This is a genomic window from Dolichospermum sp. UHCC 0315A (assembly GCF_008121535.1).
Taxonomy (GTDB): domain Bacteria; phylum Cyanobacteriota; class Cyanobacteriia; order Cyanobacteriales; family Nostocaceae; genus Dolichospermum; species Dolichospermum lemmermannii.
Map to the genome: position 1 here is coordinate 4,389,308 of NZ_CP043056.1, position 22,613 is coordinate 4,411,920.

At 38.7% G+C, this 22,613-nt stretch carries 29 protein-coding genes and 1 pseudogene; 14 read left to right on the plus strand and 16 right to left on the minus strand.

Translation table 11 applies throughout. The features are described from left to right. Positions 1 to 169: 169 nt before the first annotated feature. Both BMF77_RS20845 and BMF77_RS20850 read right to left on the minus strand, forming a co-directional pair. Positions 170 to 451, minus strand: a complete 282-nt coding sequence (locus tag BMF77_RS20845) for a type II toxin-antitoxin system mRNA interferase toxin, RelE/StbE family (RefSeq protein ID WP_148765489.1) — start codon at positions 449 to 451, stop codon at positions 170 to 172. Further along, on the minus strand, positions 448 to 663 hold the full coding sequence (locus BMF77_RS20850; RefSeq protein WP_148765491.1) for a hypothetical protein: 216 nt from the start codon (positions 661 to 663) through the stop codon (positions 448 to 450). Before BMF77_RS20850 ends, BMF77_RS20845 begins: the two co-directional genes overlap by 4 nt. On the opposite strand from BMF77_RS20850, the gene BMF77_RS28180 reads away from it, so the two are divergent. Next, the gene (locus BMF77_RS28180; RefSeq protein ID WP_148765493.1) at positions 662 to 1,000 is read left to right on the plus strand and encodes a hypothetical protein; all 339 of its coding nucleotides are present in this window, start codon (positions 662 to 664) and stop codon (positions 998 to 1,000) included. The two genes, BMF77_RS20850 and BMF77_RS28180, sit on opposite strands and share 2 nt — an antisense overlap. Further along, positions 898 to 1,197, plus strand: a pseudogene (locus tag BMF77_RS28185) (alkaline phosphatase); the annotation flags it as partial. The gene BMF77_RS28180 and the pseudogene BMF77_RS28185, both read left to right, overlap by 103 nt. 370 nt (positions 1,198 to 1,567) lie before the next feature. Here BMF77_RS28185 and BMF77_RS28190 read toward each other — a convergent pair. Further along, on the minus strand, positions 1,568 to 1,915 hold the full coding sequence (locus tag BMF77_RS28190; RefSeq protein ID WP_246862986.1) for a type II toxin-antitoxin system VapC family toxin: 348 nt from the start codon (positions 1,913 to 1,915) through the stop codon (positions 1,568 to 1,570). A gap of 212 nt (positions 1,916 to 2,127) precedes the next feature. Here BMF77_RS28190 and BMF77_RS26925 point away from each other — a divergent pair, with 212 nt between their 5' ends. Together BMF77_RS26925 and BMF77_RS20875 are read left to right on the plus strand one after the other, a co-directional pair. Then, positions 2,128 to 2,355, plus strand: a complete 228-nt coding sequence (locus tag BMF77_RS26925; RefSeq protein WP_168204367.1) for a hypothetical protein — start codon at positions 2,128 to 2,130, stop codon at positions 2,353 to 2,355. Continuing rightward, entirely contained in the window at positions 2,306 to 2,905 is a 600-nt protein-coding gene (locus BMF77_RS20875; protein ID WP_246862987.1) for a TolC family protein, read from the plus strand. The genes BMF77_RS26925 and BMF77_RS20875 overlap by 50 nt, the downstream gene beginning before the upstream one ends. 250 nt (positions 2,906 to 3,155) lie before the next feature. Here the strand turns inward: BMF77_RS20875 and BMF77_RS20880 are convergent, their stop codons facing one another. Continuing rightward, positions 3,156 to 4,790, minus strand: a complete 1,635-nt coding sequence (locus BMF77_RS20880) for a Ppx/GppA phosphatase family protein (RefSeq protein ID WP_148765498.1) — start codon at positions 4,788 to 4,790, stop codon at positions 3,156 to 3,158. Positions 4,791 to 4,882: 92 nt separating this feature from the next. Here BMF77_RS20880 and BMF77_RS20885 point away from each other — a divergent pair, with 92 nt between their 5' ends. Both BMF77_RS20885 and BMF77_RS20890 read left to right on the plus strand, forming a co-directional pair. After that, on the plus strand, positions 4,883 to 5,764 hold the full coding sequence (locus BMF77_RS20885) for a 4-hydroxybenzoate solanesyltransferase (RefSeq protein WP_148765500.1): 882 nt from the start codon (positions 4,883 to 4,885) through the stop codon (positions 5,762 to 5,764). Positions 5,765 to 5,889: 125 nt separating this feature from the next. Next, positions 5,890 to 6,468, plus strand: coding sequence for a hypothetical protein (locus BMF77_RS20890; RefSeq protein WP_148765502.1), 579 nt, complete (start codon positions 5,890 to 5,892; stop codon positions 6,466 to 6,468). A gap of 203 nt (positions 6,469 to 6,671) precedes the next feature. Here BMF77_RS20890 and BMF77_RS20895 read toward each other — a convergent pair whose 3' ends face one another. The 7 genes from BMF77_RS20895 to murG form a co-directional block, all read right to left on the minus strand. Further along, positions 6,672 to 8,057 carry a PP2C family protein-serine/threonine phosphatase gene (locus tag BMF77_RS20895; RefSeq protein WP_148765504.1) on the minus strand — a complete coding sequence of 462 codons (1,386 nt, stop codon included), beginning with the start codon at positions 8,055 to 8,057 and terminating at the stop codon, positions 6,672 to 6,674. 747 nt (positions 8,058 to 8,804) lie between these two features. Next, positions 8,805 to 9,161, minus strand: a complete 357-nt coding sequence (locus BMF77_RS20900) for a hypothetical protein (RefSeq protein WP_015080698.1) — start codon at positions 9,159 to 9,161, stop codon at positions 8,805 to 8,807. Further along, on the minus strand, positions 9,161 to 9,397 hold the full coding sequence (locus BMF77_RS20905; RefSeq protein ID WP_015080699.1) for a DUF433 domain-containing protein: 237 nt from the start codon (positions 9,395 to 9,397) through the stop codon (positions 9,161 to 9,163). The genes BMF77_RS20900 and BMF77_RS20905 overlap by 1 nt, the downstream gene beginning before the upstream one ends. A gap of 236 nt (positions 9,398 to 9,633) precedes the next feature. Then, entirely contained in the window at positions 9,634 to 11,115 is a 1,482-nt protein-coding gene (ftsY, locus tag BMF77_RS20910) for a signal recognition particle-docking protein FtsY (RefSeq protein WP_148765506.1), read from the minus strand. A gap of 132 nt (positions 11,116 to 11,247) precedes the next feature. After that, entirely contained in the window at positions 11,248 to 11,889 is a 642-nt protein-coding gene (gene nusB, locus BMF77_RS20915; protein WP_015080701.1) for a transcription antitermination factor NusB, read from the minus strand. A 67-nt stretch (positions 11,890 to 11,956) separates the two neighbouring features. After that, complete coding sequence (locus BMF77_RS20920) at positions 11,957 to 12,733, minus strand: DUF502 domain-containing protein (protein WP_148765508.1); 777 nt, start codon at positions 12,731 to 12,733, stop codon at positions 11,957 to 11,959. A 464-nt stretch (positions 12,734 to 13,197) separates the two neighbouring features. Next, positions 13,198 to 14,271: an undecaprenyldiphospho-muramoylpentapeptide beta-N-acetylglucosaminyltransferase gene (gene murG / locus BMF77_RS20925; RefSeq protein ID WP_148765510.1), complete on the minus strand. Its 1,074-nt coding sequence runs from the start codon at positions 14,269 to 14,271 to the stop codon at positions 13,198 to 13,200. 85 nt (positions 14,272 to 14,356) lie between these two features. Between murG and BMF77_RS20930 the strand changes: the two genes are divergently transcribed. Continuing rightward, complete coding sequence (locus BMF77_RS20930; protein ID WP_148765512.1) at positions 14,357 to 15,169, plus strand: nuclear transport factor 2 family protein; 813 nt, start codon at positions 14,357 to 14,359, stop codon at positions 15,167 to 15,169. 28 nt (positions 15,170 to 15,197) lie between these two features. Here BMF77_RS20930 and BMF77_RS20935 read toward each other — a convergent pair whose 3' ends face one another. Beyond that, entirely contained in the window at positions 15,198 to 15,467 is a 270-nt protein-coding gene (locus BMF77_RS20935; RefSeq protein WP_246862988.1) for a hypothetical protein, read from the minus strand. Positions 15,468 to 15,492: 25 nt separating this feature from the next. On the opposite strand from BMF77_RS20935, the gene BMF77_RS20940 reads away from it, so the two are divergent. The 3 genes from BMF77_RS20940 (at position 15,493) to BMF77_RS28195 (ending at position 17,100) form a co-directional block, all read left to right on the plus strand. After that, a complete protein-coding gene (locus tag BMF77_RS20940) occupies positions 15,493 to 16,254 on the plus strand; it encodes an SDR family oxidoreductase (RefSeq protein ID WP_148765516.1) in 762 nt (253 codons plus the stop codon). Between the two features lie 140 nt (positions 16,255 to 16,394). Further along, on the plus strand, positions 16,395 to 16,664 hold the full coding sequence (locus BMF77_RS20945; RefSeq protein ID WP_233466923.1) for a hypothetical protein: 270 nt from the start codon (positions 16,395 to 16,397) through the stop codon (positions 16,662 to 16,664). 292 nt (positions 16,665 to 16,956) lie between these two features. After that, positions 16,957 to 17,100, plus strand: a complete 144-nt coding sequence (locus BMF77_RS28195) for a hypothetical protein (RefSeq protein WP_233466924.1) — start codon at positions 16,957 to 16,959, stop codon at positions 17,098 to 17,100. Positions 17,101 to 17,414: 314 nt separating this feature from the next. Here BMF77_RS28195 and BMF77_RS20955 read toward each other — a convergent pair whose 3' ends face one another. The 4 genes from BMF77_RS20955 to BMF77_RS20965 form a co-directional block, all read right to left on the minus strand. Further along, on the minus strand, positions 17,415 to 18,386 hold the full coding sequence (locus BMF77_RS20955; protein WP_148765518.1) for an SUMF1/EgtB/PvdO family nonheme iron enzyme: 972 nt from the start codon (positions 18,384 to 18,386) through the stop codon (positions 17,415 to 17,417). Between the two features lie 3 nt (positions 18,387 to 18,389). After that, entirely contained in the window at positions 18,390 to 18,665 is a 276-nt protein-coding gene (locus tag BMF77_RS28200) for a hypothetical protein (RefSeq protein ID WP_233466925.1), read from the minus strand. Between the two features lie 18 nt (positions 18,666 to 18,683). Further along, positions 18,684 to 19,073: a hypothetical protein gene (locus tag BMF77_RS28205; protein WP_233466926.1), complete on the minus strand. Its 390-nt coding sequence runs from the start codon at positions 19,071 to 19,073 to the stop codon at positions 18,684 to 18,686. Positions 19,074 to 19,437: 364 nt separating this feature from the next. Then, positions 19,438 to 19,845, minus strand: coding sequence for a universal stress protein (locus BMF77_RS20965; RefSeq protein WP_015080709.1), 408 nt, complete (start codon positions 19,843 to 19,845; stop codon positions 19,438 to 19,440). Positions 19,846 to 19,933: 88 nt separating this feature from the next. On the opposite strand from BMF77_RS20965, the gene pgk reads away from it, so the two are divergent. From pgk to BMF77_RS20985, 4 genes are all read left to right on the plus strand, one after another. Beyond that, positions 19,934 to 21,136: a phosphoglycerate kinase gene (gene pgk / locus BMF77_RS20970; RefSeq protein ID WP_148765520.1), complete on the plus strand. Its 1,203-nt coding sequence runs from the start codon at positions 19,934 to 19,936 to the stop codon at positions 21,134 to 21,136. Positions 21,137 to 21,251: 115 nt separating this feature from the next. Further along, positions 21,252 to 21,467, plus strand: a complete 216-nt coding sequence (locus BMF77_RS20975; protein ID WP_148765522.1) for a hypothetical protein — start codon at positions 21,252 to 21,254, stop codon at positions 21,465 to 21,467. Beyond that, positions 21,458 to 21,805: a type II toxin-antitoxin system PemK/MazF family toxin gene (locus tag BMF77_RS20980; protein ID WP_148765524.1), complete on the plus strand. Its 348-nt coding sequence runs from the start codon at positions 21,458 to 21,460 to the stop codon at positions 21,803 to 21,805. Before BMF77_RS20975 ends, BMF77_RS20980 begins: the two co-directional genes overlap by 10 nt. Before the next feature lie 341 nt (positions 21,806 to 22,146). Further along, positions 22,147 to 22,569 carry a DUF29 family protein gene (locus tag BMF77_RS20985; protein WP_148765526.1) on the plus strand — a complete coding sequence of 141 codons (423 nt, stop codon included), beginning with the start codon at positions 22,147 to 22,149 and terminating at the stop codon, positions 22,567 to 22,569. Positions 22,570 to 22,613 lie beyond the last annotated feature (44 nt).

Sequence of the window (22,613 nt, forward strand, 5' to 3'; positions counted from 1 at the left end):
TGACTTACGGTACTAGGTCGTGCTTCGCTATCGCTATGATTCAATTAAGTAGGTTGGCGTTGAAAATTGTCGTTATAGCACTAGGCTTGAGGCAAGAGTAAAGAAGTTTTCAGCGATTTTACGTTTCTTTACACAGTTTGGTTTTATTGTGTTCACCTACTTATCACATTTAGTAAACTTCATCATGAGTACCAACCGATTCTAAAAGGATTGCTTGTGATTCTTCATGTTCAACAAATGTAAAAATAATTCTCAAATCATATCCTGCACTACAAGCCCAAGAATCTTGTAAGTCTCCTTTTAATTTATGAGTTTTTAGGCGTGGATGAAATGGATCTGTAGATAATAACTCCAAAATACTTTGAAAATTTTCAGTAATTTCTGGTTGTTTTTTTAATATTTTGCGTGCTGCTCGAATAAATGCACTTGAACGTAATAAAACAAAATTCACGAAAGAAGCTCCTCCATGAGTTGTGCAGGAGTTGCCGTCCTACATTTGCCTTCTGAAAACTCTTTTTGTGCTTCCTGAACATCTTTCACTAGACTAGTTCTTCGGTGATCGCGTAGTCGTTTTTGTAAAATCTGAATTAAATTTTCCTGATCTTCAGGTGGCAATTGATCAGCAGCTTCTAAGATTTCTGCAAAAGTTGTTCCTGTCATCATGTTCTTATTTTTGTCTTTACTTGGTCACCTTAATTATATTTTATCTAAAACAGTGACAAATAGCGATTCCTGGGGAGCGCTTCGCTATCGCATCATCTCCAAATATCGAACTGACAAGTCAGCGTTTGCGCTATCACGCTCCCACAACCTATACAACAGCAAACTGCTTGCAGCAGCACTTCGCTATCGCACCTCCCAAGATCCCCAAAAAGCGATATCTTCGGTCAGCTTTGCGATCGCACTTTTGGTAGTGATGGTAATGACACCTTTGATGCGAGAGATGGTCAAGGTGGCAACCGCATATCCGGTGGTGCTGGTAATGATACCTTCTATTTAGGTAGCAATGATCGGGCTTTAGGTGGTGATGGTAACGATATCTTCAGAGTTAGTCTTGGTGGTGGTAACTTAATTTCCGGTGGTGCTGGCGCTGACCAATTCTGGATTGTTAATGCTGAATTACCCTCTTCGGCTAATACCGTGCTTGACTTCCAACTGGGTACGGATGTTATCGGTATTCAAGGTGCTTTACACCTACATTCATCCTTAAAAGAAATGATGTCGCAGATATCTACATCCCCAAAAGCGATTCCTAGGTCGCACTCTTAATTATATTTTATCTAAAATAGTTACAAATAGTGATTCCTAGGTTGCGCTTCGCTATCACCCTCCCACATCCCAAAAGCGATATCTTCGGTCAGCTTCACTATTCCTGTTTCATTAATTTCTTAATAACGCCCGAAATCCCATTTGATTGAAATGCTCATCCGCAGTTAGCACATCAGTAATTCTCCGATTTTGCATCACAATACATGATATGCAGTCAACCAATCCCCATTCTTTATCTTGACGACTTCTGAATAATTGAAAAACAGCATTGTACAGTTCATTAGTTAGAGGAACTATTTCAACGTTTGGATCTGATTCTGTGAGATTCAAGAAGTTGGATTGCGGCGGTTCTATATCTTTGCTTAGAAAGAGCATTGCCAATTTCTAGTAAAATTGCTTGAGTTGTAACGAGATAAGAATTTTGAGCCTCAATTTGTTCAGCAAGCTCAACTGCTCTGGCATGATTTTGATCTGTAATTGCAGATAAGGCAATTGTAAAAGATGTATCTAAAAAAATTTCATTCATTATAATCCGAACTCGCGTACCTGATTTGATGTTTAAAGGTACTTCAGGAAGAAGGGCTGCGCTATCGCATCCCATCCCATCATCCCCCAAAACAGCGATCGCATCCCCACATCCCAGCAATTACCATTCTTTCTTCAGCGGAATTAAATGGGGCAAATGGAGCTTTTGCGGCTACTACGAATACAATTTATCTATCGCAAGAGTTTATTGCAAATCATCAAGAAAATATCGCAAGTATCACCAGCGTTATTTTAGAAGAAATAGGTCATTGGGTTGATAGCCAAATTAATACTGTTGATTCACTGGGAGATGAAGGGGCGATTTTTTCGGCTTTGGTACAAGGTAATGGCCTTGATGATGCAACCTTAGTAGCTTTAAAAACGGAAGATGATTCAGGGATAATTATAATTGATGGGGAAGCGATCTCTGTAGAAAATGCTGTTACTCCTTCCATTGGTTTAAATGCTCTACTAAATGAGACAGGCAAAATTTATCTATCTGTCGATGGTAATGGAACTTCCAGTTCCACCGGAACTTACGGAAATGTTAGAATTAGCTAAAGCTAATAACACTGGTTATCTTGCTGCTGTTAATGCTGTAGAAAATGCTAAATTTGGGATAACAGAAGCTAAAAATCAACAACAATTGGATTTAAAATTAAATGTAAGTTATGGTTTTAATAGTGCTTCTAATATTCAAGATACAAATAATTTAAGTTCGTCTTTAGTATTAAATCGTGAGTTTGGTAATCTCAGTCAAGATAATGCTGTAGTTAAAAGTGAAATCAGTTTACAAAATGCTAATTATACTCTAGCAAAAACTCAGGATAATTTAAATGAAGAGTTAAAAAATAAAATTCGTAATGTTAAAGATACTTTTAAACAAATTGAATTAGCACAGCAAGCCCGAAAGTTAGCAGCATCAAAAGTGATAAATGCTAAGGAAAGAATGAGATTAAGTAGTAATATTTCAATGACGGATATTATTAACTTTGAAAAAAGTTTAGTTGATGCTCAAAATCAAGAACTTAATGCTATCATCAATCATCTTAATAGTATCACGCAACTAGAACAGTTTTTGGGAATTACTCTGAGTAAATGGGTTAAATAATGCGATTGTAATTTCAGAGGGAACAGGGAACGGGCAACTTTTTAACAGGAAAAACTCATGTTTAAAAACATGAGATTGAAATAATGACACGGTCACTGAGCGGTGTCGAAGTGCTGTTTTTTTGGTGCTTACCCATCTTTTAAAACATCTTTTTTTTTGACAGAAGCTCTAAACTGGTGCAAATGAGTGTTTCTTATCTGTTCCCTGTTCCCTTTTTTTGTAACTTTTCCTGGTCTAATGAGGTACAAAATTATCTATTCATTAATGTTGCTATGAATCTTAAACCAAATTCTTCTTCAAAAACTCCTTTTTTGTAATCTAAACTCCACATTTCTAAGGCACATTCATCATCAATTAATGATGGAAATATCAACATCTTAAATTCTTTGAAGTTGGGAACATATTCACATTGAACATGAGAAATAGCCCCTATTTGTCTTCTGTCTAAAGCAACAGCTAACCTTAAAATTGCACTGAGTTGATTAACCATTGTCCGATGTTCTTTGTGCAATAGATTCCGATAGCTTTCATGTTTTTTCTTGGGTGGAGATTTGCGGTGATAACGGGCTATATTGGCAATAATTTCGATTTCGGTTTCGTTATAACCCAGTAATTCACCATTTCTAATTAAGTAGTATGAATGTTTGTGGTGTGAAGAATGGCTGATATAGTGACCACTATTGTGTAAAATGGCAGCAGCCCATAGTAATTGACGTTGATCTGCATTCCAATAATGTAATTGTCCTTTGGTTTGGTCAAATATATTGACTGCAAAAGCGGTAACGCGCTCGCTATGTTCTAAGTTAGTTTGATATTTTTTGGCAGTTTTTAATACACTGCGTTCCCGAATGGAACTTTGAAACCGTAGTCTGTTGTCAATGAAGCCATGAGTCAGCATCCAGTCTACAATTACGCCTTCCCTAAGAGACCGTTCACAGACTGTTACGGATTGTACTCCTAACAAGGTCATAGCCTCTTGTAAAATTACTGCCCCTGAAAGTATTACTTCTGACCTTTTTTCTGGCATTCCGGCGATCGCCGCCCGTTCCACATTGGTCATTTTGCGGAGGCGATTTACCCAGGTTCGCAAGTCTTGGAGACTGAATCGATACCCATTGAGGGTGGAAGGAACAAGACCTAATTTTTCCCGCGCATGGATGGTAGCGATGGTTTCTATTGTCCCAGATGTGCCGATTAACTGGGGAGAATCGCCAATTTTGAGTTTTCCTTGTACTTCTTCCACAGAACGTTCTAGCATTCCTCTAGCGTAAGCTTGGAGGTATTTAAATTCGGTTTCGCTGATGGGATCTGAGTTGACTAATTCCCCAGTTAAGCGCACTGCACCGATTTTGGTACTGGTGAGACTACGGGGTTCTTCGCTGTCTCCCAAAATCAATTCTGTTGAACCACCACCAATGTCAATTATGATGTGTGGTTTGTTGTTAAATTCCATCCCCGACAATACACCTAAGTAGATGCGACGGGCTTCTTCAGGTCCGGAAATTAAGTCAACGCTTAAACCAACTTCGGTTTCGATTTGTTGAAGAAATTCTTGACCGTTGGGAGATTCCCGGACTGCACTTGTCGCCACAGCAACAATACTATTTGTCCCTAAGCTGTCAGCAAGAGTTTTAAATCTTCCTAAACAGGCGATCGCTTTCATCATCACTTCCGGTTTTAATTCACCAGTAATTAAATTGCGATCGCCTAATCTCACCGTTTCCTTTTCTCTGGCAATAATGGTAAAAGATGGTAAAGTTGCTTCAATTTTTACCACCACCATGTGTAAAGAATTTGTACCAATATCAATAGCTGCAATCATCTGATTTTCTTGAACTGATTCACTAGGTTTATTTTCCCAGTTAGCCGAGATTAAATTTACCATCTTGTTATTCTCTGAATAGATGAATAGGGACTGGAGGACAAATAGCAAATAACGATATTCTATAAATGTAAAGATATGTTAAATCAGCAAATATGTTAGAAACACCAAAAATCAACCCAGAACCATTATGGCTTGTAATTATGCGGCTGTTAAGGTGGAATAAACCAGAAGGGAGGTTAATTTTGATGATTCCCGCATTGTGGGCTGTATTTTTAGCCGCTGCGGGTAAACCACCGTTACCCCTGGTGGGAGTGATTATTTTTGGTAGTATTGCCACCAGTGCGGCTGGATGCGTAGTTAATGATTTATGGGATAGAGATATTGATCCCCAAGTTGAGAGAACACGCGATCGCCCCCTTGCATCTCGCGCCCTTTCCGTTAAAATTGGCATTGTGGTGGGGATAGTCTCCCTCGTCTGTGCCGCAGTTGTCGCTTTCTATCTTAACCCTTTAAGCTTCTGGTTGTCTGTGGCCGCAGTTCCAGTAATTGTCCTTTATCCCGGTGCGAAACGGGTCTTTCCTGTTCCCCAATTGGTGCTTTCGATTGCTTGGGGTTTTGCGGTTTTAATTAGTTGGAGTGCTGTTACAGCAAATATTACAGCACCGACTTGGTTGCTTTGGGGCGCGACGGTACTATGGACATTAGGATTTGATACCATTTATGCCATGAGCGATCGCCAAGATGATCAACGCATTGGCATTAATTCTAGCGCTTTATTCTTTGGTAAATATGCCCCTACAGCGATCGCTGTTTTCTTGATTGGTACGGTTATTCTCTTAGCTGGAGTCGGTTTATTAGTTAATTTAAATACAGCATTTTGGATCAGTTTAATTTTGGCTAGTATCGGCTGGATTTGGCAAATTATCCGCTTACAACAGCCTGAAATTCCTCATTCTGCTTATGGAGAAATGTTTCGCCAAAATGTCTGGATTGGTTTTTTAATTTTAGCGGGAATGATTATTGGTTCTTTGTGAATTTGTCATCAATTTAACCAAATCAAAATTTTTCTGTCAATCTAACTCAAGCTAGATTCAAAACTATCAGGACTACTGTTTTAAAGGTTGGGATATTAATCTACAAGCTAGATGCAACCAACGGAATGAAGCGATCTATTTTTGTTAAACTCGCTCCAATAATTTTACTGTCCCTGGGTAGTTTTGGTCTAGTTATTGGCAGTTTCTGGATGACTAAAGCTGCTAGTAAAACCAAACAATTACAGTTAATTACTGATACATCACAATATCAAGAAATCCGTAACCACCAATGGGCTGATATTCAACAAATCCAACATTTTCCCGGACAAATTCCTAGTGATTCTCAAGTTTTACAAATGGCTTATGCTTCAGGATTAACTCCAGGAAGTAATTCTTTACAACTTCGGATCAAAGAACCACAAGCAAAGATTAAAAACCTCCTGACACAGTACAAAAAAATCTCTCAGCATCAATACCAGGGTGGGAATACAAATACTCATAGTAACCAACCCAACGGCGTACCGACAACATTCTTTTATACTAGCGATTCAGAAACAGAAACCTTTCCTAGCAGTTATGAAATATTGGTATTAAAAGCCGAAGATAAAAGCCAACCTGGTGCAAAATGGAATCATGGTAATAGTCATGGAGTCGCAATTGATGTTGCATCTTCAGAAATTATCTATTGGGCGGAAAAATGGTAAAAGCAGGAGTAAATTCAATCCCTGAAGAATAGAATTTATATTTGATTTGTGGACATTGCAAAAGTCAGATCCCCGACTTCTTTAAGAAGTTGGGGATCTTGTGTTATGTAGTCTTTGCGTAAGTATTGTTAGCGATCGCTCTCCCAGCAGATTTACCTGACACTGTGAATCAAATTCTGGATATAGAATTTTTACCATAACAATCACACAATCTGCAAAACCACCAACGTCATATCATCGGTATTTTGCCTATCAGCACCGATAAATTGCTGAACTTGATCAAATAGATATTCCACAATTTCCTGGGGACTATTGCAATACTTACAAGCCGTTCTGAAGGATGTAACAAAATTATCTTCATCAAAGCGATCGCCACCAGCCGCCGCCGCATCAGTTAAACCATCAGTATAATAAATAACTGTGTCCCCAGATTCTAACTGAACCTGAGCATTTTCATATTCGCTATTGGCATCTAAACCAATTAACATCCCGAACGTATCCAAACGGCTCACAGTTTTTGTCGCTGCGTGCCACCAGAAAGGCGGATTATGGGCGGCATTACTATAAGATAAAATTCGCGTTTGCGGGTCATATTCTGAATAAAACATCGTCACAAAGCGGTGGGAATTTTCCAAATCCGCATACATAACCCGATTCAAATTTTGCAAAATTCCCGCTGGGGAATTACCATGCAATACTTCACCTCGTAGCATTCCCCGCAACATCGTCATAATCAAACCTGCGGGAACACCTTTACCCATCACATCCCCAATTACCAAACCCCAACTGGCATTTTCTGGAGATGCTTGTGGTTTGGGCTTTAACTGGTTTTGATTAGTGGGAATAAAATCATAGTAGTCACCACCAACATGATTAGCCGGTTTACAACGGGCTGCTAGAGACAAACCAGGAATATTTGGACATTGACGCGGTAAAAGTCGGCGTTGAATTTCTGCACCAATTTCTAATTCTTGATCTAAACGTGCTTTTTTTCTTAATTCTACAGATAATTCATCATTGTCAATCGCAACTGCGGTTTGGTCTGCCACTAACCGCACTAATTTTTGTCTAGTTTCTGTCCAACTATATTCAGGATCACGACTCAAAACATACAGCCAACCCCGTTCTGTATGCTTAACTAAAATAGCTGTCCCAAAGATTTGGACATCTGGACCTAAAACGGCGTGCATTTGGTCATCTAGAATGCCTGTGGAAATGGCAGCAGGAGCAGAATTAACTAAAAGAGTAATTTGACTACTGGCAGTTTCTAGGGCTTTTCTAATATTTTTTCGTTGCTGAGTATCTTGCCAATGTAGTTGTTCTAATCTAATTTGTCCATTGGGTTTATAAAGAAAAAGTGCGCTACCTTCCGCATCTGTCACTCTGGTAGCCATGAGGGGAATCAGTTCCAAAAACTGATTTAAATTATTAAAGCTTCTGAGGGCAAATCCTAAGGAACTCAGCAAGTCTTGAATTTTATTTTGTTCTCGATGCAGCCTGGACACAAGTTCTTTGAGTGCCACCACAGGAGTGACATCTGTGGTGGTGCTGCTATTACTATCAGTAGGATGGGGGGGAAATTGTGACACAGGTTAATATTGCAGTTGAGAATAGCAAATGTGTGATTCTTTATAAATACTCTTTCTTGATAAATTGTGAGATCATATTCAACGAAATTCGTGATTTTAGCAAGAGTAGAAGAAATGTTGAAAGTAATTTTTTAAGTCTTGGTTAATGCTGAGGACATTTTTGATGGTTAATTTTCCATGATGATAAATTCTCTAATTTGTCAAAAATAAATCTTTGGGAATTGGTAATTTTTATGATTAATTAACAGCCCCTAATTCTTTCACAACTGAATCAACCCTTCATATATCTTGAGAAATAAAAGTTTGCGATTAGCAAAATTACCTCTATTCCTGAGAGAATATATATTAAGAATCATCAAACTAAAAAAGCAGATAGATTTTCAGTGAGTTAATTCATGGTTTTTGTGTTGCTGGGATTTTGGTTAAAACATAGTTGTCATCATGCTTTTAATCAAAACTTGTTCAATTATGGACTACAAACATTTAACCTATATACCATAAATTCTCGAAATGTTTCCTTAGATAGATTTCTTTTATGGAAAAATTTCGCTTATTTTTGCTTAATGCTCTAAATTCAGTATACTTTTATACTAGAATTTGAATTAAAGCGTGGGATTAAATATAAGTGTGACATTGCGGGGGATTTAGCTGATCAAAGGACATTAATATTCTGCGTTTATCTGCGTTTATCTGCGTTAAATTATTCTTTAAGGCTTATTTTGTGCAGATTCATCTTAATATAAACTATTAACCAATAGATTCAATCTCACCCATATCATTGAGCAATACAGAAGATCCTACTGATAAAGATGAGATAATTTCACTAATTTTTTCCATTAAAGGTAGTAAATGATCAGGACGAGTGCTGCGAGAATCTAAAACAATAATTCTCAAAATTATATTAGTTAAATTTTGTTGATAGGGAAGATTTTTATCGGCTGTAATAAAGGCATCAAAAGGATATTTTTCAGCTAAATCAAGAATTTCTCGATCTTTCAACCCACGCCATCCCATATCATTAACATTGTAAACTATGTCGCCTTTCCTTAAAAAAGGTTGTTTGAGTTTTTTACTCAAAAGATTTTCATCTAGTAATATAATCATCAAGCACAGCGTTCTTGAGCGATGATCAATTTAGCTGTATTTTCCAAGACTTTCATAGTTTGAGTCTCCAGATAGGGAAAATCACTAATAAACTCAGCTAATCCATTCTCCCCTTCGAGATAGTCAAAAAATGTTTGTAAAGGAACACGAGTTCCCACAAAAACAGGAACTCCACCCATAATTTCGGAATCGCGGTGAATAATTCCTTGAATTTCTAATAAGTTATTTAGCGTCATTTCTCATTCTCTAAAGATAATTTCACTTTTGATTATAGCTTGAGAGTAAAGGGGGGAAGAAAAAGCCGACTTTTGTTAGCATTAGTTAGCTTTTTTGGATCGGTTTTATAGATTCCGCGCAGCATTTGGACTTTGTTTGTGTAGTTGCGTATCCCTGACGGGAGCCGGAGGCATCTTTATAATCGCCGGAAACTTTTCAAACATCCTCTGAGGACAATTATTTTTCGGCGACGATATTAATCGCTTAATAATGCTTCTACAAATTCATGACTAGAGAATGGACGCAAATCTTCAATTCCTTCACCAGCCCCAATAAAACGAATGGGTAAGCCTAATTGCTGAACAACAGCGAGGGCTACACCTCCTTTGGCTGTTCCGTCTAATTTGGTTAAAACAACGCCGCTGAGTTGGGCTGCTTGGGAAAATACTTCAGCTTGTCGCAATCCATTTTGTCCTAAAGTAGAATCAAGAACTAACAGCGATTCTACACGGGCATTGGGGGCTTTTTTATCAATGATTTTGCGGATTTTGCTGAGTTCGTCCATGAGATTTTTCTTATTTTGCAGTCTCCCAGCGGTATCTATTAATAGTAGTTCGGTTTCTCTAGATTGAGCAGCAGCGATCGCATCAAACACCACGGCTGCCGGATCTGTGTTTTTCCCAGGATTGGCGATAACTTCAACACCGCTTCTCTCTCCCCAAACTTTGACCTGTTCCACAGCCGCAGCCCGAAAGGTATCCGCCGCACCAATTAAGCACTTGTAACCGGATTTCTGTGCTAGGTGAGAAATTTTACCGATGGTGGTAGTTTTTCCCGCCCCGTTAACTCCGGTAATTAACCAAATGGTCAGGGTGTCTTTTGCCGGTGCAAAACTAGGTTTGTCTTGATTTTGCAAGGGTGCATCTAGGATATCTCGGAGAATTTCTTTGAGATAAGCGATCGCTTGTTCTGGGGGAGTAACTTCTGCGAGTAATTTCTTTTGTAACGCACTAATAATATAATCAGTTGCCTCTACCCCCACATCTGCCTGTAGAAGTAATGATTCAATTTCATTGACAGCCTCTTGATTAAGAGGCCCCTGACCAACAATTGATTTTAGTTGGTTAAGAATATTCCGCCGAGTTTTATCTAAACCTTGACGGAGTTTTTTCAACCAAGTAATTTCTTCCAGGGAAATATCTTCAGCTTTTCTCCCTTGGGCGGCTAAAACCTTTGCTGACCACTTAAACCCATCATCAAATACCAGTTCTGGAATCTCTATTTCTGGTGCTGTCGGACTTATCTGTATTTCGGGAGTTTCGGTTTCTATGGCGCTAGCAATTAATTTCTCTTGTTTAGCTTGTCTTTCTGCCGCAGCCCGTTCTAAAAAAGATAAATTAGTTAGTTCTGGTTCTGGTTGTAGTTCATTAACAACATCTTCAGTAATTTCTGCGATGGTTGCATCTATTTCTATCGGTGCAGTTATTTCCCCTACTTGAGTTTCTACTATTTCTTTACTGATAGTATCTTCTTCAACCGCTACAGATAATTCTGTTTCTAGTTGTTGTTTTTCTTGAATATTTTTATAAGCAGCTTTAGCAAAAGCCAACAAATCCGCCGTATCTGGTGCGGTTGTTTCTGGTTCAGTTGCTTCTACTGCGGGTGTTTCTTCCTGAGATTGGTTTTCAGGAGTATCAGCAGATTCATTATTTGGACGACGAAACCAATTAAAAGCCATTGTAGTTTATTTTAGATAAAAATTTAATTAGGATAGGAGTCAGGAGTCACCGAGTCAGGAGTTAAGAAAGAAAGAAAGAAAGAAGGAATAAAAGTCTTACCAATGACCAATGACCAATGACCAATGACCAATTTAAACAGTTTGTTTTTGTTCACTAACTCGACGGAGAACACCATTAATAAAACGGTGGCCATCTTCTCCACTGTAGCGTTTAGCTAATTCTACAGCTTCGTTAATAGCAATGCTGTCGGGAACTTGCATGAATTTTATTTCTGCGGTGGCTATTTGGAGGATATCTCTATCAATTTGAGCTAGACGGGTAACTTGCCAATCTACTAAAGCATTAGAAATAGATTCTTCGATAGCTTGATGGTTCTCGCTGACAGTAATAATAATCGCTTTAGCGTAATTACGAACTTCTTTATTTTGATTGGCCGACTGAATTAATTCTGGAAAATCAACAGATGTACCTAATTGATTGATAGCTATTTGGGTATAGGAAATTGCCTCTTTCAGCATGGTTCTAGCTGTATTCAAATCCGCAGCTCTCGTTTCGCTGGTTAAGAGACGATCATTACTCCGTTGCAGTTCTCCTGCGGCATTGTTCAATGTGTCCTGTACTTCTACTGTGAGAGTCCGGACTGCTCCTAAAACTAGCTTAGAAACTAATTGCTCGTCTGATAGGCTTTCTAGTTTTTTAGGGTTGATTGGTAATTGGCTCAAGGCTAATAGTGCCAATTCGCGGGCTATTTGTTGGGGTTTACGATGCTGCATACAGTTGGGATGATGAAAAATATGTGAGTTCTAGCGCAGATGAACAATTAGCTTATCTATTTTTTGCTCACTTTGCTAGGTTGGTATCGAGTTTAGTTTCTATTTCTGGAATTTCCTGCTGTTTTATTTCCAAAGATGATATTGCAGGGAGGTGAGAAGGCTGGATATTGGGGGACACTATACCACCAGACACAACGATTTTAAAAGCATCTTCAACAGATATAGAGAGATTAAGTACATCCTCTTCTGGTACTATCGCATACCATCCTGTGGTCGGATTGGGTGTAGTGGGAATAAACAGGCTAATTACAGGACGAGATATTTGACTTTGGATTTCATTGCTCATTGCTCCAGTAACAAAGGCGATCGCCCAAATGCCCGGACGAGGGTATTCTACTAAGACTACCCGGCGGAATTTACCATGAGAATCTTTTAACAGAGTTTCTAATAGTTGCTTGAGGGTTTTATATACCTGTCCAGCCAGAGGAATCGCCTGTAATAACCGTTCACCAAAATCCAATAACCACCGACCAGCAATATTTCTAGCCATTAAGCCAATAGCCAAAATACTTAATAATGGCACGGCTAATCCTACTAGTAAATTAAGTATATTTACTAAAATCGGATTTAAGCCATCAAAGGGATTGAGTTGTTTAGGAACTTGGGTGAGAAAGTTAATTACCCATGTGGCTATGGTAATTGTTAACCAGATGGTGGTTGCGAGGGGAATTACCACCAGCAAACCAGCAATCAGGTCATTTTTGAAGTCTTGTTTCCACCTTTCCATTCCCAAACCCCGATTCTCCTTATTTAGCTTCGTTAAACTGTTGTGATTATTTTCCATTTCAGCAAATTAGTCACATTGCGAATATCAGAAACTGATGACAACAGGTGTCAGTGTCTTACAATAGGCTACTTCTTACTGTTAAAAAACGCCTTTTGTGTCCCTCTTTAATGGCAAAAAGTCAAGCTATCGCTACAAAAGTTCACAATTTTCCTTGTTCAATGTAAATATAGCCATTAACCCACCGTAATAGCGGCTGACAAATCTTTTAGAGTGTTACTTATTTTTGTAATACTTGTAAATTATTGTTGCAAGTCTGAGAGATATTATCTATCCTACCGCGCTATATCGCCAAATGCTCACAATTTAGGAATGACTAAGTAGGTTGGCGTTGAAAATTGTCGTCATAGCAAGGCAAGAGGCAAGAGGCAAGAGGCAAGAGTAAAGAAGTTTTCAGCAATTTTACATTTCTTTACACAGTTTGGTTTTATTGTGTTCACCTACTTATTTGGAGTTAATGGGAATTAATTTTCGATCACTTCTCTCACCAAAGTTGCCAATTTATCTGCACTATCAGGAACAGCGATCGATGCAGCTTTCTCTGCCATTCTCCCTAATTCTGTCGGAGATTGCAACAAATTCAAAACCTGAGTCGTAAATATTTCTGGAGTCAAATCCGACTGTTTAAAGGATAAAGCCGCACCAGCTTTAGTAAACACCTCTGCATTATAAGACTGATGATCTTCCGCTGCAAAGGGATAGGGAATCAAAATTGCTGGAGTACCACAAACTGCCAATTCTGTCAAGCTACCCGCACCAGAACGACTAATAGCTAAATTAGCTCTTCGCAACAAAGCCGCCATATTATTATAAAAAGCCAAGGCTATATATTGAGGATGTTGAAGACTGTTAATATCGGGATCATTATCACCCGTCAAATGCACTATATAAGCCCCAGCTTGAAACAAAGCGTCCGCAGACTGTCGGACTAATTTATTTACGGCTACAGCCCCCTGACTACCACCAAACACCACAATTAGAGGAACACCATTAGGAATAGGTAAATCTAAAGTGTTATTAACAGTTTCATCTAAGAATTGAGAACGAACAGGAGTACCCACACAGATAGTTTTTGTCCGAGGTAAATATTGAGTAGTTACATCAAATCCTATCGCTACCACATTACACCAAGGACCAAAGAAGCGGGTAACTTTTCCCGGTAAAGCATTGGATTCATGAAAAACCACAGGTAAACCCAAAGAACGCGCTGCAATTACCGCAGGTCCAGCAATATAACCCCCTGTGGTGAAAACTCCTTGGAACTTTCCTTGTTTAAGAATACGTCTGACTTTGAGAATCGAGCTGATCAATTTCCACAAGGTGCGGATAGAACCAAGACTCAAACCTTGCTGAAAACCTTCAACAGCAACCGTATTTAAAGGATATGTCTGGGGAACTAACTGAGTTTCTAGCCGATTTGGCACACCCAGCCATTCAATATTGTATTCTGGCAGTTTTTCAGCCAATGCGATCGCCGGAAACAAGTGTCCACCTGTCCCACTAGCTGCTATAAGTAATCTAATTGATGGATTTACCATTCCCGACTATACCATTTATCGCCTAATTTCATTAAGATAAAACAAATTCCTGATCTTGTCTCATCAAATCAGTAAAATCTTCCTTATGACTAAAATTATCCCTTTATTAATGAAACGTAATAAAACATTAACTGTGAGTATTTCCCTAATTTCCAGTTTACTGGCAATTGGTTTATCCAGCACTTGGCAATTGGCTCAAGCAGGTCAAACCGGAAATGCACCCGCTACACTCACGAATCTATTAACACAAATTGATAATGCTGCTAATCAAGGTAATGTCAATGGTGTAATGAAATTTTATAGCCCTACATTTACTCATGGTGACGGCTTAAACCGCAAAGCAATGGAACAGGCTTTAACAGGACTTTGGAAACGATATCCTAAATTGCGTTACACGACCAAGCTAGAATCCTGGAAATCGGAAGGCAATACAATTATTGCGGATACTGTCACCACTATTAGCGGTTTATCTGCATCTGGTAATAATAATTTAACTCTCAATTCTACTATTAAATCGCGTCAAAAAGTCACAGGCTCAAAAATCGTTCATCAAGATATTTTATCAGAACGGACTCAACTAACCTCTGGAAGTAAACCACCCCAAGTAGAAATTAAATTACCACAACAGGTAAAAGTTGGTGAAAAATATAGTTTTGATGCCATTGTCAAAGAACCATTAGGTGAGGATTTTCTGCTGGGAACAGCCATAGAAGAACCCATTCAAGGTAATAAACTTCTCAACCCCACAATTGCAAATTTAGAGTTTCTCAATTCTGGTGGACTGTTCAAAATAGGACGCGCACCTTCTACTCCCGGACCTCAATGGGTTTCCGCAGTAATTCGCAGAGGTGAAGATATGACTATTATTACTCAACGGTTACAGGTTGTTAAGAAGTAGTTATTGGTGATTGGTGATTGGTGATTGGTCAGTGGCAAAGAAAAACAACTGACAACTGTACGGGCGAAGCATTTGGAGAAGTATTTTTGGCAATGACCGATAATTTATCTTCCAAATGCTTCGCCCCTACTGACAACTGTACCGGCGAAGCATTTGGAGAAGTATTTTTGGCAATGACCGATAATTTATCTTCCAAATGCTTCGCCCCTACTAACAACTGTACGGGCGAAGCATTTGGAGAAGTATTTTTGGCAATGACCGATAATTTATCTTCCAAATGCTTCGCCCCTACTGACAACGAACAACTGACAACTGACAAATTCATGCAAAATCAAATTGTTTTTATTACTGGTGCAAGTAGCGGTATTGGTGCTGCTTGTGCCAAGATGTTTGCTCATGCTGGTGCAAAACTGATTTTAGCTGCACGACGTTGGGAACGGTTACAGCAATTAGCTGATTCTTTAGATATCGCAGCGGACAAAATCCATTTATTACAACTTGATGTGTGCGAGCGCTTGGCGGTAGAATCGGCTATTGCTAACTTACCCTCATCTTGGAAAAATATTGATCTTCTCATTAACAATGCTGGTTTAAGTCGCGGTTTAAGTAAATTACATGAAGGCGACTTTCAAGACTGGGAAGAAATGATAGATACTAATATCAAGGGTTTACTTTACCTTACCCGTTATGTTGTACCAGGAATGGTAGAACGGAATCATGGTCATGTTATTAATATCGGTTCTATTGCGGGACATCAAACCTATCCTGGTGGTAATGTCTATTGTGGAACAAAAGCCGCCGTTAAAGCCATTTCTGAAGGCTTAAAACAAGACCTTTTAGGAACTCCTGTGCGAGTGACATCTGTTGACCCTGGTATGGTAGAAACAGAATTTAGTCAAGTGCGTTTTCATGGTGACACAGAACGGGCTAAAAAGAAGGAGGAGGGAGTTAAACCCCTAACTCCTGATGATGTGGCTGATGTGATCTTTTTCTGTGCGACTAGAGCGAGTCACGTTAATATTAACGAAGTTATACTTATGCCTGTTGACCAAGCCAGTGCGACTTTAGTAAATCGTCAAGTGTAACCCTTCCAGACTCCGGCTGGGAATGCCCCCCAGAGGCTCTGCCTCACCTTAACCTCTTGTTCCCAGACTCCGGCTGGGAATGCCCCCCAGAGGCTCTGCCTCACCTTAACCCCAACACCACTACAAATCAAAAAAATACAATGGGACGCAGCCGCTATCATGTATTAGGAACACAACCCCACTTTCTTACCTGCACATTGGTAAATTGGATGCCATTATTTGGCAACATAGAAATTGCCCAAATTATTATAGATTCCCTCAATTTTCTCCAATGCCAGCAGCGGTTGACATTGTATGGTTATGTGATTATGGAAAACCATCTTCATCTTATCGCTGCTGCTGCCAACTTATCTAAGAGGGTGTTTGAAAAGTTATGGTTGATGTATCAAATATTTTTTACCCCACCCTAACCCTCCCCTTGTAAAGGGGAGGGAACTGGATTTTTATTGTTTCCCCCCTTTACAAGGGGAAAGGGGGGTAGCAATGTGATGAAAATTACGGAATACCACTTTTCAAACATCCTCTAAAGAAATCGCAAATTTTAAATCATTTACGGCTCGTTCTATTATTGATTTACTTGAGAAAAATAACGCCAGTTATGTACTTGACCAACTAGAATTTCATAAGTTAAAACATAAAACAAAACAGGATTATCAACTTTGGCAAGAAGGTTTTCACCCCCAGGCAATTTCTAATGAGGAAATGTTTAGACAAAAATTAGATTACATTCATCATAATCCGGTGCAACGTGGTTATGTTGATGAGCCATCTCATTGGCGTTATTCTAGTTATCGGAATTATCTGGAATTACCAAGTTTATTGGCTGTTGATTTGGTTGATTTGTGAGGTGGGATGCTTGAGGCAGAGCCTCTTGAGGGCATTCCCAGCCGGAGTCTGGGAACGAGTTAAACGAGTTGATTTGCGAGGTTTGAGGCAGAGCCTCTTGAGGGCATTCCCAGCCGGAGTCTGGGAACGAGTTGACAGCTTCAGATTTGTGTGTTATCGTGAATGAAACCAAGGCTGTAAAAGTTTCTATTAAATTAAATAGCTCGAATTTCTCAAAGGTAACAAAATAAAAAAAGATCGCTCCACTCCGTTACGCTTGGCAAGGGTAAAGAGGAAAAGAGCAGAGGGCAAAAGAGCAAGAGTGTAAAGGGCTACTAAGTCCTCGCCGCACCACTACATACAACCCGAAAACCAATATTGTTGCCGTCGAGGTTGAGGTCGTTGCGATAAGCAGAACGGCAATAGTCAGGATTGTAAAACCACGAACCACCGCGCAGCAGCTTAACGTTTTGATTAATCTCGCTTATCCATGCACTTGCATTATTAGGCGCACCCTCATAGTTATCATGCCAAGTATCAGCGCACCATTCCCAGACATTGCCGTGCATATCATATAAACCAAAGGCGTTGGGCTGAAAAGTTCCTACTGGAGTTGTTCTTCCTCGATATTCTCCCTTGGGGGCATTACCATAGGTGAAGTTACCATTATAGTTTACCACATTTGTGGTGATCGTGTCACCAAAAGCAAAAGGTTTTGCAGAACCGGCACGACAGGCATATTCCCATTCAGCTTCACTGGGTAAACGGTATTTTTGTCCTGTCTTGTGAGATAGTCTAGCACAAAACTCAACCGCATCATTCCAAGATACTTGTTCTACAGGTAGTTTATCACCTGGGAAGTAGGCAGGACGAGAATTTAATTCTCTAGCAACTGGAGGACAGGAATAAACGACTTTTTCCCATTGTTCTTGAGTAATAGTGTATTTTCCCATGTAGAAGGGTTTCACCGTTACATAGTGTTGGGGACGTTCATAATCTAAACTCTCTTCTTCTGTTTTTGGTGCGCCCATGTAAAATGTCCCACCAGGAATATAAACCATCTCCAATTTTACACCAAAACCCAAATCTTGGCTAAAAGATTGATTTAAAGATGAATTTGGAGAAGTGATAGGTAATTTATTTAATTCTTCTTGACGGGTTTTGATTTCTTGTTTGATTGACTCAATTTTATTCTCCCACTTGTTACGAAGTCCTGGATCATTTTCATTACGTTTCTCATCTTCATACTGTTTAAGAAGTTGAAAATCTTTTTCTAATTCTTCTTCAAGGTGCTGACGCAAATCCACAATTTACTTTCTCCCTAATTTTTTGATAATGAACTCCCAAGCAGACTTGATATTAAAACCAGTTCCCAATTCTAATTCACCTTCATAATTAATTAAAAAAGGAACAATTGGTAAAGTCACTGTAATTTTATGTCTAGTATCTAATTCAGGAGATTTGATAATTTCGGCAATTTCTGCTTGACTACTGGCAGGTAAAGAAGGTATGCGTGATTGTAGAACTGCCAACATTTGCAGCATTTCTGACTCAGATACTTGATTAGCTGCTACTGCATTTAACATATTTTCTGTAAAAGCTAATTAAGTCTGATTTAGCTGTTCAATAAAAACTCTCAAAATTGCTTGTTCAGAAACTTGATAACGAAGTAAAAGTGAATCTTGCTTAATAAGAACAATATTTAATTTTGCGTCTATTTGCTGTAATTGGTTTTCTATTATTTGCAGTTGATTTCCTACTACCTGTATTTGCGGTGTAGACATACCAATTAACTGTTGTTCTAGTTCTGTATATTCTTGTTTATAATTATTAATAGATTCCTGTTGTCGTTTAATTTCTTTTTTATATTTTTTTAATGTTCGAGGGTTGTCTTCAACAGTTAAGGCTTCCTCAAATTCTTTCAGTAATTTTTGGTCTTGAGTAATATGATCTAGTAAATCTGTCAATCTTTGTTGGAAAATCTGGGAAAGCATGAGTTAAATGCCTTAATTTGGGGATTGTTGAGGGTTTACGGAACTTTTCAACCTAGTGTATCATAAATATCCCCTAAATTAGCTATTAGTCATTTCAAACTTTTGCGCTATGCTATCAAATAGATAAATACAGATTATACTTAGCTGATACACCCTGCCCGCCTGGGAATGAATTCCCAGGCTGGAAGGGACATCAATTTACGTTAAGTTGACACCAATGAAGCTCTTGCTTTACCCCTACGAAAGATATAGTTTTCACCTAATACATATTTTGGGTTTTCTGTCAATGCTTGAGTCTTAATTACAAAAAATTTACAAGGTGCGTTTTACTGTGTTAATCCAGATTAACGCACCCGATAGTTAATTAAGGAACAATCAAAACAGGACAGGGAGAAAGGTTAATTACCCGCATGGTGACGCTATCAGTTGCGCCTTCTTCCGTTAAACCTAGTCCTCGACAACCCATAATAATTAAACTGGCCTCAACTTCATCAGCAACATCACAGATAGTAAAGGCTGGTTTACCTTGTCTTTCTAGTAATTCGGTTATAATTCCTTGTCCAGAAAATAAGGTTTGGGCATTTTCTAGGAGTTTGGCAACTGCTTCTGGAGATACCATAGGACTGGTAGCAGGTGCTTCTGGGTCTGGTTCTTCAACGACTGAAAGCAAAATTAAGCGACTGCCATAAGTTTGCACAATATTGGCAACTATATCAGCGGCCTCTCTGGCTTCTCGACTTTGATCAATGGGAAATAAAACTGTTTTAAACATATCTCACCTCTGCGCCCCTCACTCCGGTAAAATCTTGATGGTCATATTTTGAAGACAATAACAAAAAAGTAATCAGGAGAGTTGTACTGTGTCTAAAAAAAGTTTAGCAAGTTTATCTGCGGCTGATATATCTGGAAAACGCGCTTTAGTAAGAGTTGATTTTAATGTGCCTGTGGATGATCAAGGAAACATTACCGATGATACCCGGATTCGGGCAGCGCTGCCAACTATCCAAGATTTGACCCAAAAGGGTGCTAAGGTCATTTTAACAAGCCATTTCGGTCGTCCCAAGGGTGTAGATGAAAAATTGCGTTTAACCCCGGTTGCTAAACGTCTTTCTGAGTTGTTAGGACAGGAAGTTATCAAAACTGATGACTGTATTGGTGATGATGTTGCTGCTAAAGTTGCAGCTTTGGACAATGGCCAAGTGCTATTGTTAGAAAATGTCCGCTTTTACAAGGAAGAAGAAAAGAACGACCCCGAATTTGCTCAAAAATTGGCAGCAAACGCTGATTTTTATGTAAATGATGCTTTTGGAACTGCACACCGCGCTCACGCTTCTACTGAGGGTGTAACTAAGTTTTTAAGTCCTTCTGTAGCTGGTTATTTGGTTGAGAAGGAATTGCAATATTTACAAAGTGCAATTGAAGAACCTAAGCGTCCTTTGGCGGCTATTATTGGCGGTTCTAAGGTTTCTAGCAAAATCGGTGTGATTGAAACTTTGTTGGAAAAGTGCGATAAGTTGATCATTGGCGGTGGGATGATTTTCACTTTCTATAAAGCTCGTGGTTTGAATGTTGGTAAGTCTTTGGTGGAAGAAGATAAGCTAGAATTGGCTAGAGAGTTGGAAGCTAAAGCCAAAGAACGTGGTGTGGCTTTGTTGCTACCTACAGATATTGTTTCTGCTGATAAGTTTGCGCCTGATGCTAATGCTACTACTGTCAGCATTGAAAATATCCCTGCCGATGGTATGGGTTTAGATATTGGTCCTGATTCTATCAAGGTTTTCCAAGCGGCTTTGGCTGATTGTCAGACTGTGATTTGGAATGGGCCTATGGGTGTGTTTGAGTTTGATAAATTTGCTGCGGGTACAGAAGCGATCGCTCATACTTTAGCAGAAATCGGCAAAACCGGCGCAACTACCATTATCGGTGGTGGTGACTCTGTAGCGGCTGTAGAAAAGGTAGGTTTGGCTGATCAAATGAGCCACATTTCTACCGGTGGTGGTGCGAGTTTGGAGTTGTTGGAAGGTAAGGTTTTACCTGGTATTGCAGCTTTAGATGAAGCGTAAGCTGTTAAATTCCGCTAATTGATAACAAATTGAGTAGGGGTGTAGTTTTGCATTACCTTACTCTTTTTGTTAGCATTTATCTACTAGCATTAGGAAGTTAGCCAAAGGTAAAATTATGGAAACCCAAGAACTGAAAGCATTGATTAAAGAGATAGTTCAAGAAGTATTGCAACAAGAAAAACTAACGCTTTATAATACCTTGTTACCATATATAAATAATACAGAAAATCAAGAATGGAATCAATTTTCTCTTGAACAGGCTATGAGAGGTTTTGAAAATGATCATCTTCCCGAATACACAGAAGCGGACATTATAGAAAAATGGCAATAGTTGGTCAAATTGTTTTATTCAAATTTCTCCAAACGAATCTGGCAATTGGAAAGTTACGCCCAGCACTTCTAATTAAGCCATTAAGCAACAATTATGATGATTGGCTGGTTTGCATGATTTCCACTAAAACAGGGCAAGAATTGACTGGACTTGACGAAATTATTACACCCAATGATCAGGATTTTAAACAAACAGGTTTAAAATCAGAAAGCGTTTTTAGAGTCTCACGGTTAGCAGTTGTATCAGAAAAGATATTATTAGGAAATATTGGTGAAATTTCCACAGAAAGATTAGAGCGAATTAAAATCAATCTGGCAAACTGGATTTTAAGTAATTGATTTTAGTCGGTATTTATTGTAATGTAGAATAACTCATGTAGTTCGGGAAATATTTTTTATTCCGCGCAATTGAAAGATAAAAGATGAGGTTTTAGCTTTGTCATTCATTCCATAAATGTTGAATTTAAGGTACAAAAAATTAAACTTAAACTTACTATTTGTAGATAAATTTGCTGCGGGTACGGACGCGAACTGATAAGTCAGAGCTTGCGATATCGCCCATACTCTGGGAGAAATTGGTAAAATTTGGACAACAACCGTTATCCTTAGTGGTGTATCTGTCGTTGATAGCGTTATCAGCGCTATGCTAGAAATAGCCAACTTCAAGGAGAGAGCAAATCATGGAAGAATTACTAGAACTCAGAGAATTAGTGGTTTCTGGCAACCTAGAAGCGGCTCTATCTTTAATTGATGAATTAGAAGAAATGAGCAAAGAAGATAAAATCAATAAAATTTATAGTTATTGTGTAGTGCTTTTAGTCCATTTAATTAAACAACAAGCAGAAAAAAGGACAACTCATTCTTGGGATGTTTCCATTCGCAATGCTATTGATGCAATTGAGCGGATCAACAAACGCAGAAAATCTGGAGGATATTACATGGAAAAAAAAGAAATAGAAGAAATTTTACCAGAAGCTTATAATCGAGCTTTAGATAATGCTTCTTTAGAAGCTTTTGGCGGAATTTATGATGAATTAACCTTAAAAAATATGGTAGATCGAGAATTAATTATTAAACAGGCGTTAAATTTTATTTCTAATTAAATAAAGCGCAAACTTATTAACTATCTACAATTAATAAACAAAAT

What these genes read in the sequence shown, in the direction of transcription:
- BMF77_RS28200 (WP_233466925.1), bottom strand. Translation starts at nt 18,665, where the DNA reads ATGTTAAATGCAGTAGCAGCTAATCAAGTATCTGAGTCAGAAATGCTG.
- BMF77_RS20965 (WP_015080709.1), bottom strand. Translation starts at nt 19,845, where the DNA reads ATGTTTAAAACAGTTTTATTTCCCATTGATCAAAGTCGAGAAGCCAGA.
- BMF77_RS20875 (WP_246862987.1), top strand. Translation starts at nt 2,306, where the DNA reads ATGGAACTTCCAGTTCCACCGGAACTTACGGAAATGTTAGAATTAGCT.
- BMF77_RS20980 (WP_148765524.1), top strand. Translation starts at nt 21,458, where the DNA reads ATGGCAATAGTTGGTCAAATTGTTTTATTCAAATTTCTCCAAACGAAT.
- BMF77_RS20940 (WP_148765516.1), top strand. Translation starts at nt 15,493, where the DNA reads ATGCAAAATCAAATTGTTTTTATTACTGGTGCAAGTAGCGGTATTGGT.
- BMF77_RS20885 (WP_148765500.1), top strand. Translation starts at nt 4,883, where the DNA reads ATGTTAGAAACACCAAAAATCAACCCAGAACCATTATGGCTTGTAATT.
- BMF77_RS20850 (WP_148765491.1), bottom strand. Translation starts at nt 663, where the DNA reads ATGATGACAGGAACAACTTTTGCAGAAATCTTAGAAGCTGCTGATCAA.
- BMF77_RS28195 (WP_233466924.1), top strand. Translation starts at nt 16,957, where the DNA reads ATGTTTAGACAAAAATTAGATTACATTCATCATAATCCGGTGCAACGT.
- BMF77_RS20930 (WP_148765512.1), top strand. Translation starts at nt 14,357, where the DNA reads ATGACTAAAATTATCCCTTTATTAATGAAACGTAATAAAACATTAACT.
- BMF77_RS28205 (WP_233466926.1), bottom strand. Translation starts at nt 19,073, where the DNA reads ATGCTTTCCCAGATTTTCCAACAAAGATTGACAGATTTACTAGATCAT.
- ftsY (WP_148765506.1), bottom strand. Translation starts at nt 11,115, where the DNA reads ATGGCTTTTAATTGGTTTCGTCGTCCAAATAATGAATCTGCTGATACT.
- BMF77_RS20890 (WP_148765502.1), top strand. Translation starts at nt 5,890, where the DNA reads ATGAAGCGATCTATTTTTGTTAAACTCGCTCCAATAATTTTACTGTCC.
- BMF77_RS20985 (WP_148765526.1), top strand. Translation starts at nt 22,147, where the DNA reads ATGGAAGAATTACTAGAACTCAGAGAATTAGTGGTTTCTGGCAACCTA.
- BMF77_RS20945 (WP_233466923.1), top strand. Translation starts at nt 16,395, where the DNA reads ATGGGACGCAGCCGCTATCATGTATTAGGAACACAACCCCACTTTCTT.
- murG (WP_148765510.1), bottom strand. Translation starts at nt 14,271, where the DNA reads ATGGTAAATCCATCAATTAGATTACTTATAGCAGCTAGTGGGACAGGT.
- BMF77_RS20905 (WP_015080699.1), bottom strand. Translation starts at nt 9,397, where the DNA reads ATGACGCTAAATAACTTATTAGAAATTCAAGGAATTATTCACCGCGAT.
- BMF77_RS20880 (WP_148765498.1), bottom strand. Translation starts at nt 4,790, where the DNA reads ATGGTAAATTTAATCTCGGCTAACTGGGAAAATAAACCTAGTGAATCA.
- nusB (WP_015080701.1), bottom strand. Translation starts at nt 11,889, where the DNA reads ATGCAGCATCGTAAACCCCAACAAATAGCCCGCGAATTGGCACTATTA.
- BMF77_RS20900 (WP_015080698.1), bottom strand. Translation starts at nt 9,161, where the DNA reads ATGATTATATTACTAGATGAAAATCTTTTGAGTAAAAAACTCAAACAA.
- BMF77_RS20920 (WP_148765508.1), bottom strand. Translation starts at nt 12,733, where the DNA reads ATGGAAAATAATCACAACAGTTTAACGAAGCTAAATAAGGAGAATCGG.
- BMF77_RS28180 (WP_148765493.1), top strand. Translation starts at nt 662, where the DNA reads ATGTTCTTATTTTTGTCTTTACTTGGTCACCTTAATTATATTTTATCT.
- BMF77_RS20975 (WP_148765522.1), top strand. Translation starts at nt 21,252, where the DNA reads ATGGAAACCCAAGAACTGAAAGCATTGATTAAAGAGATAGTTCAAGAA.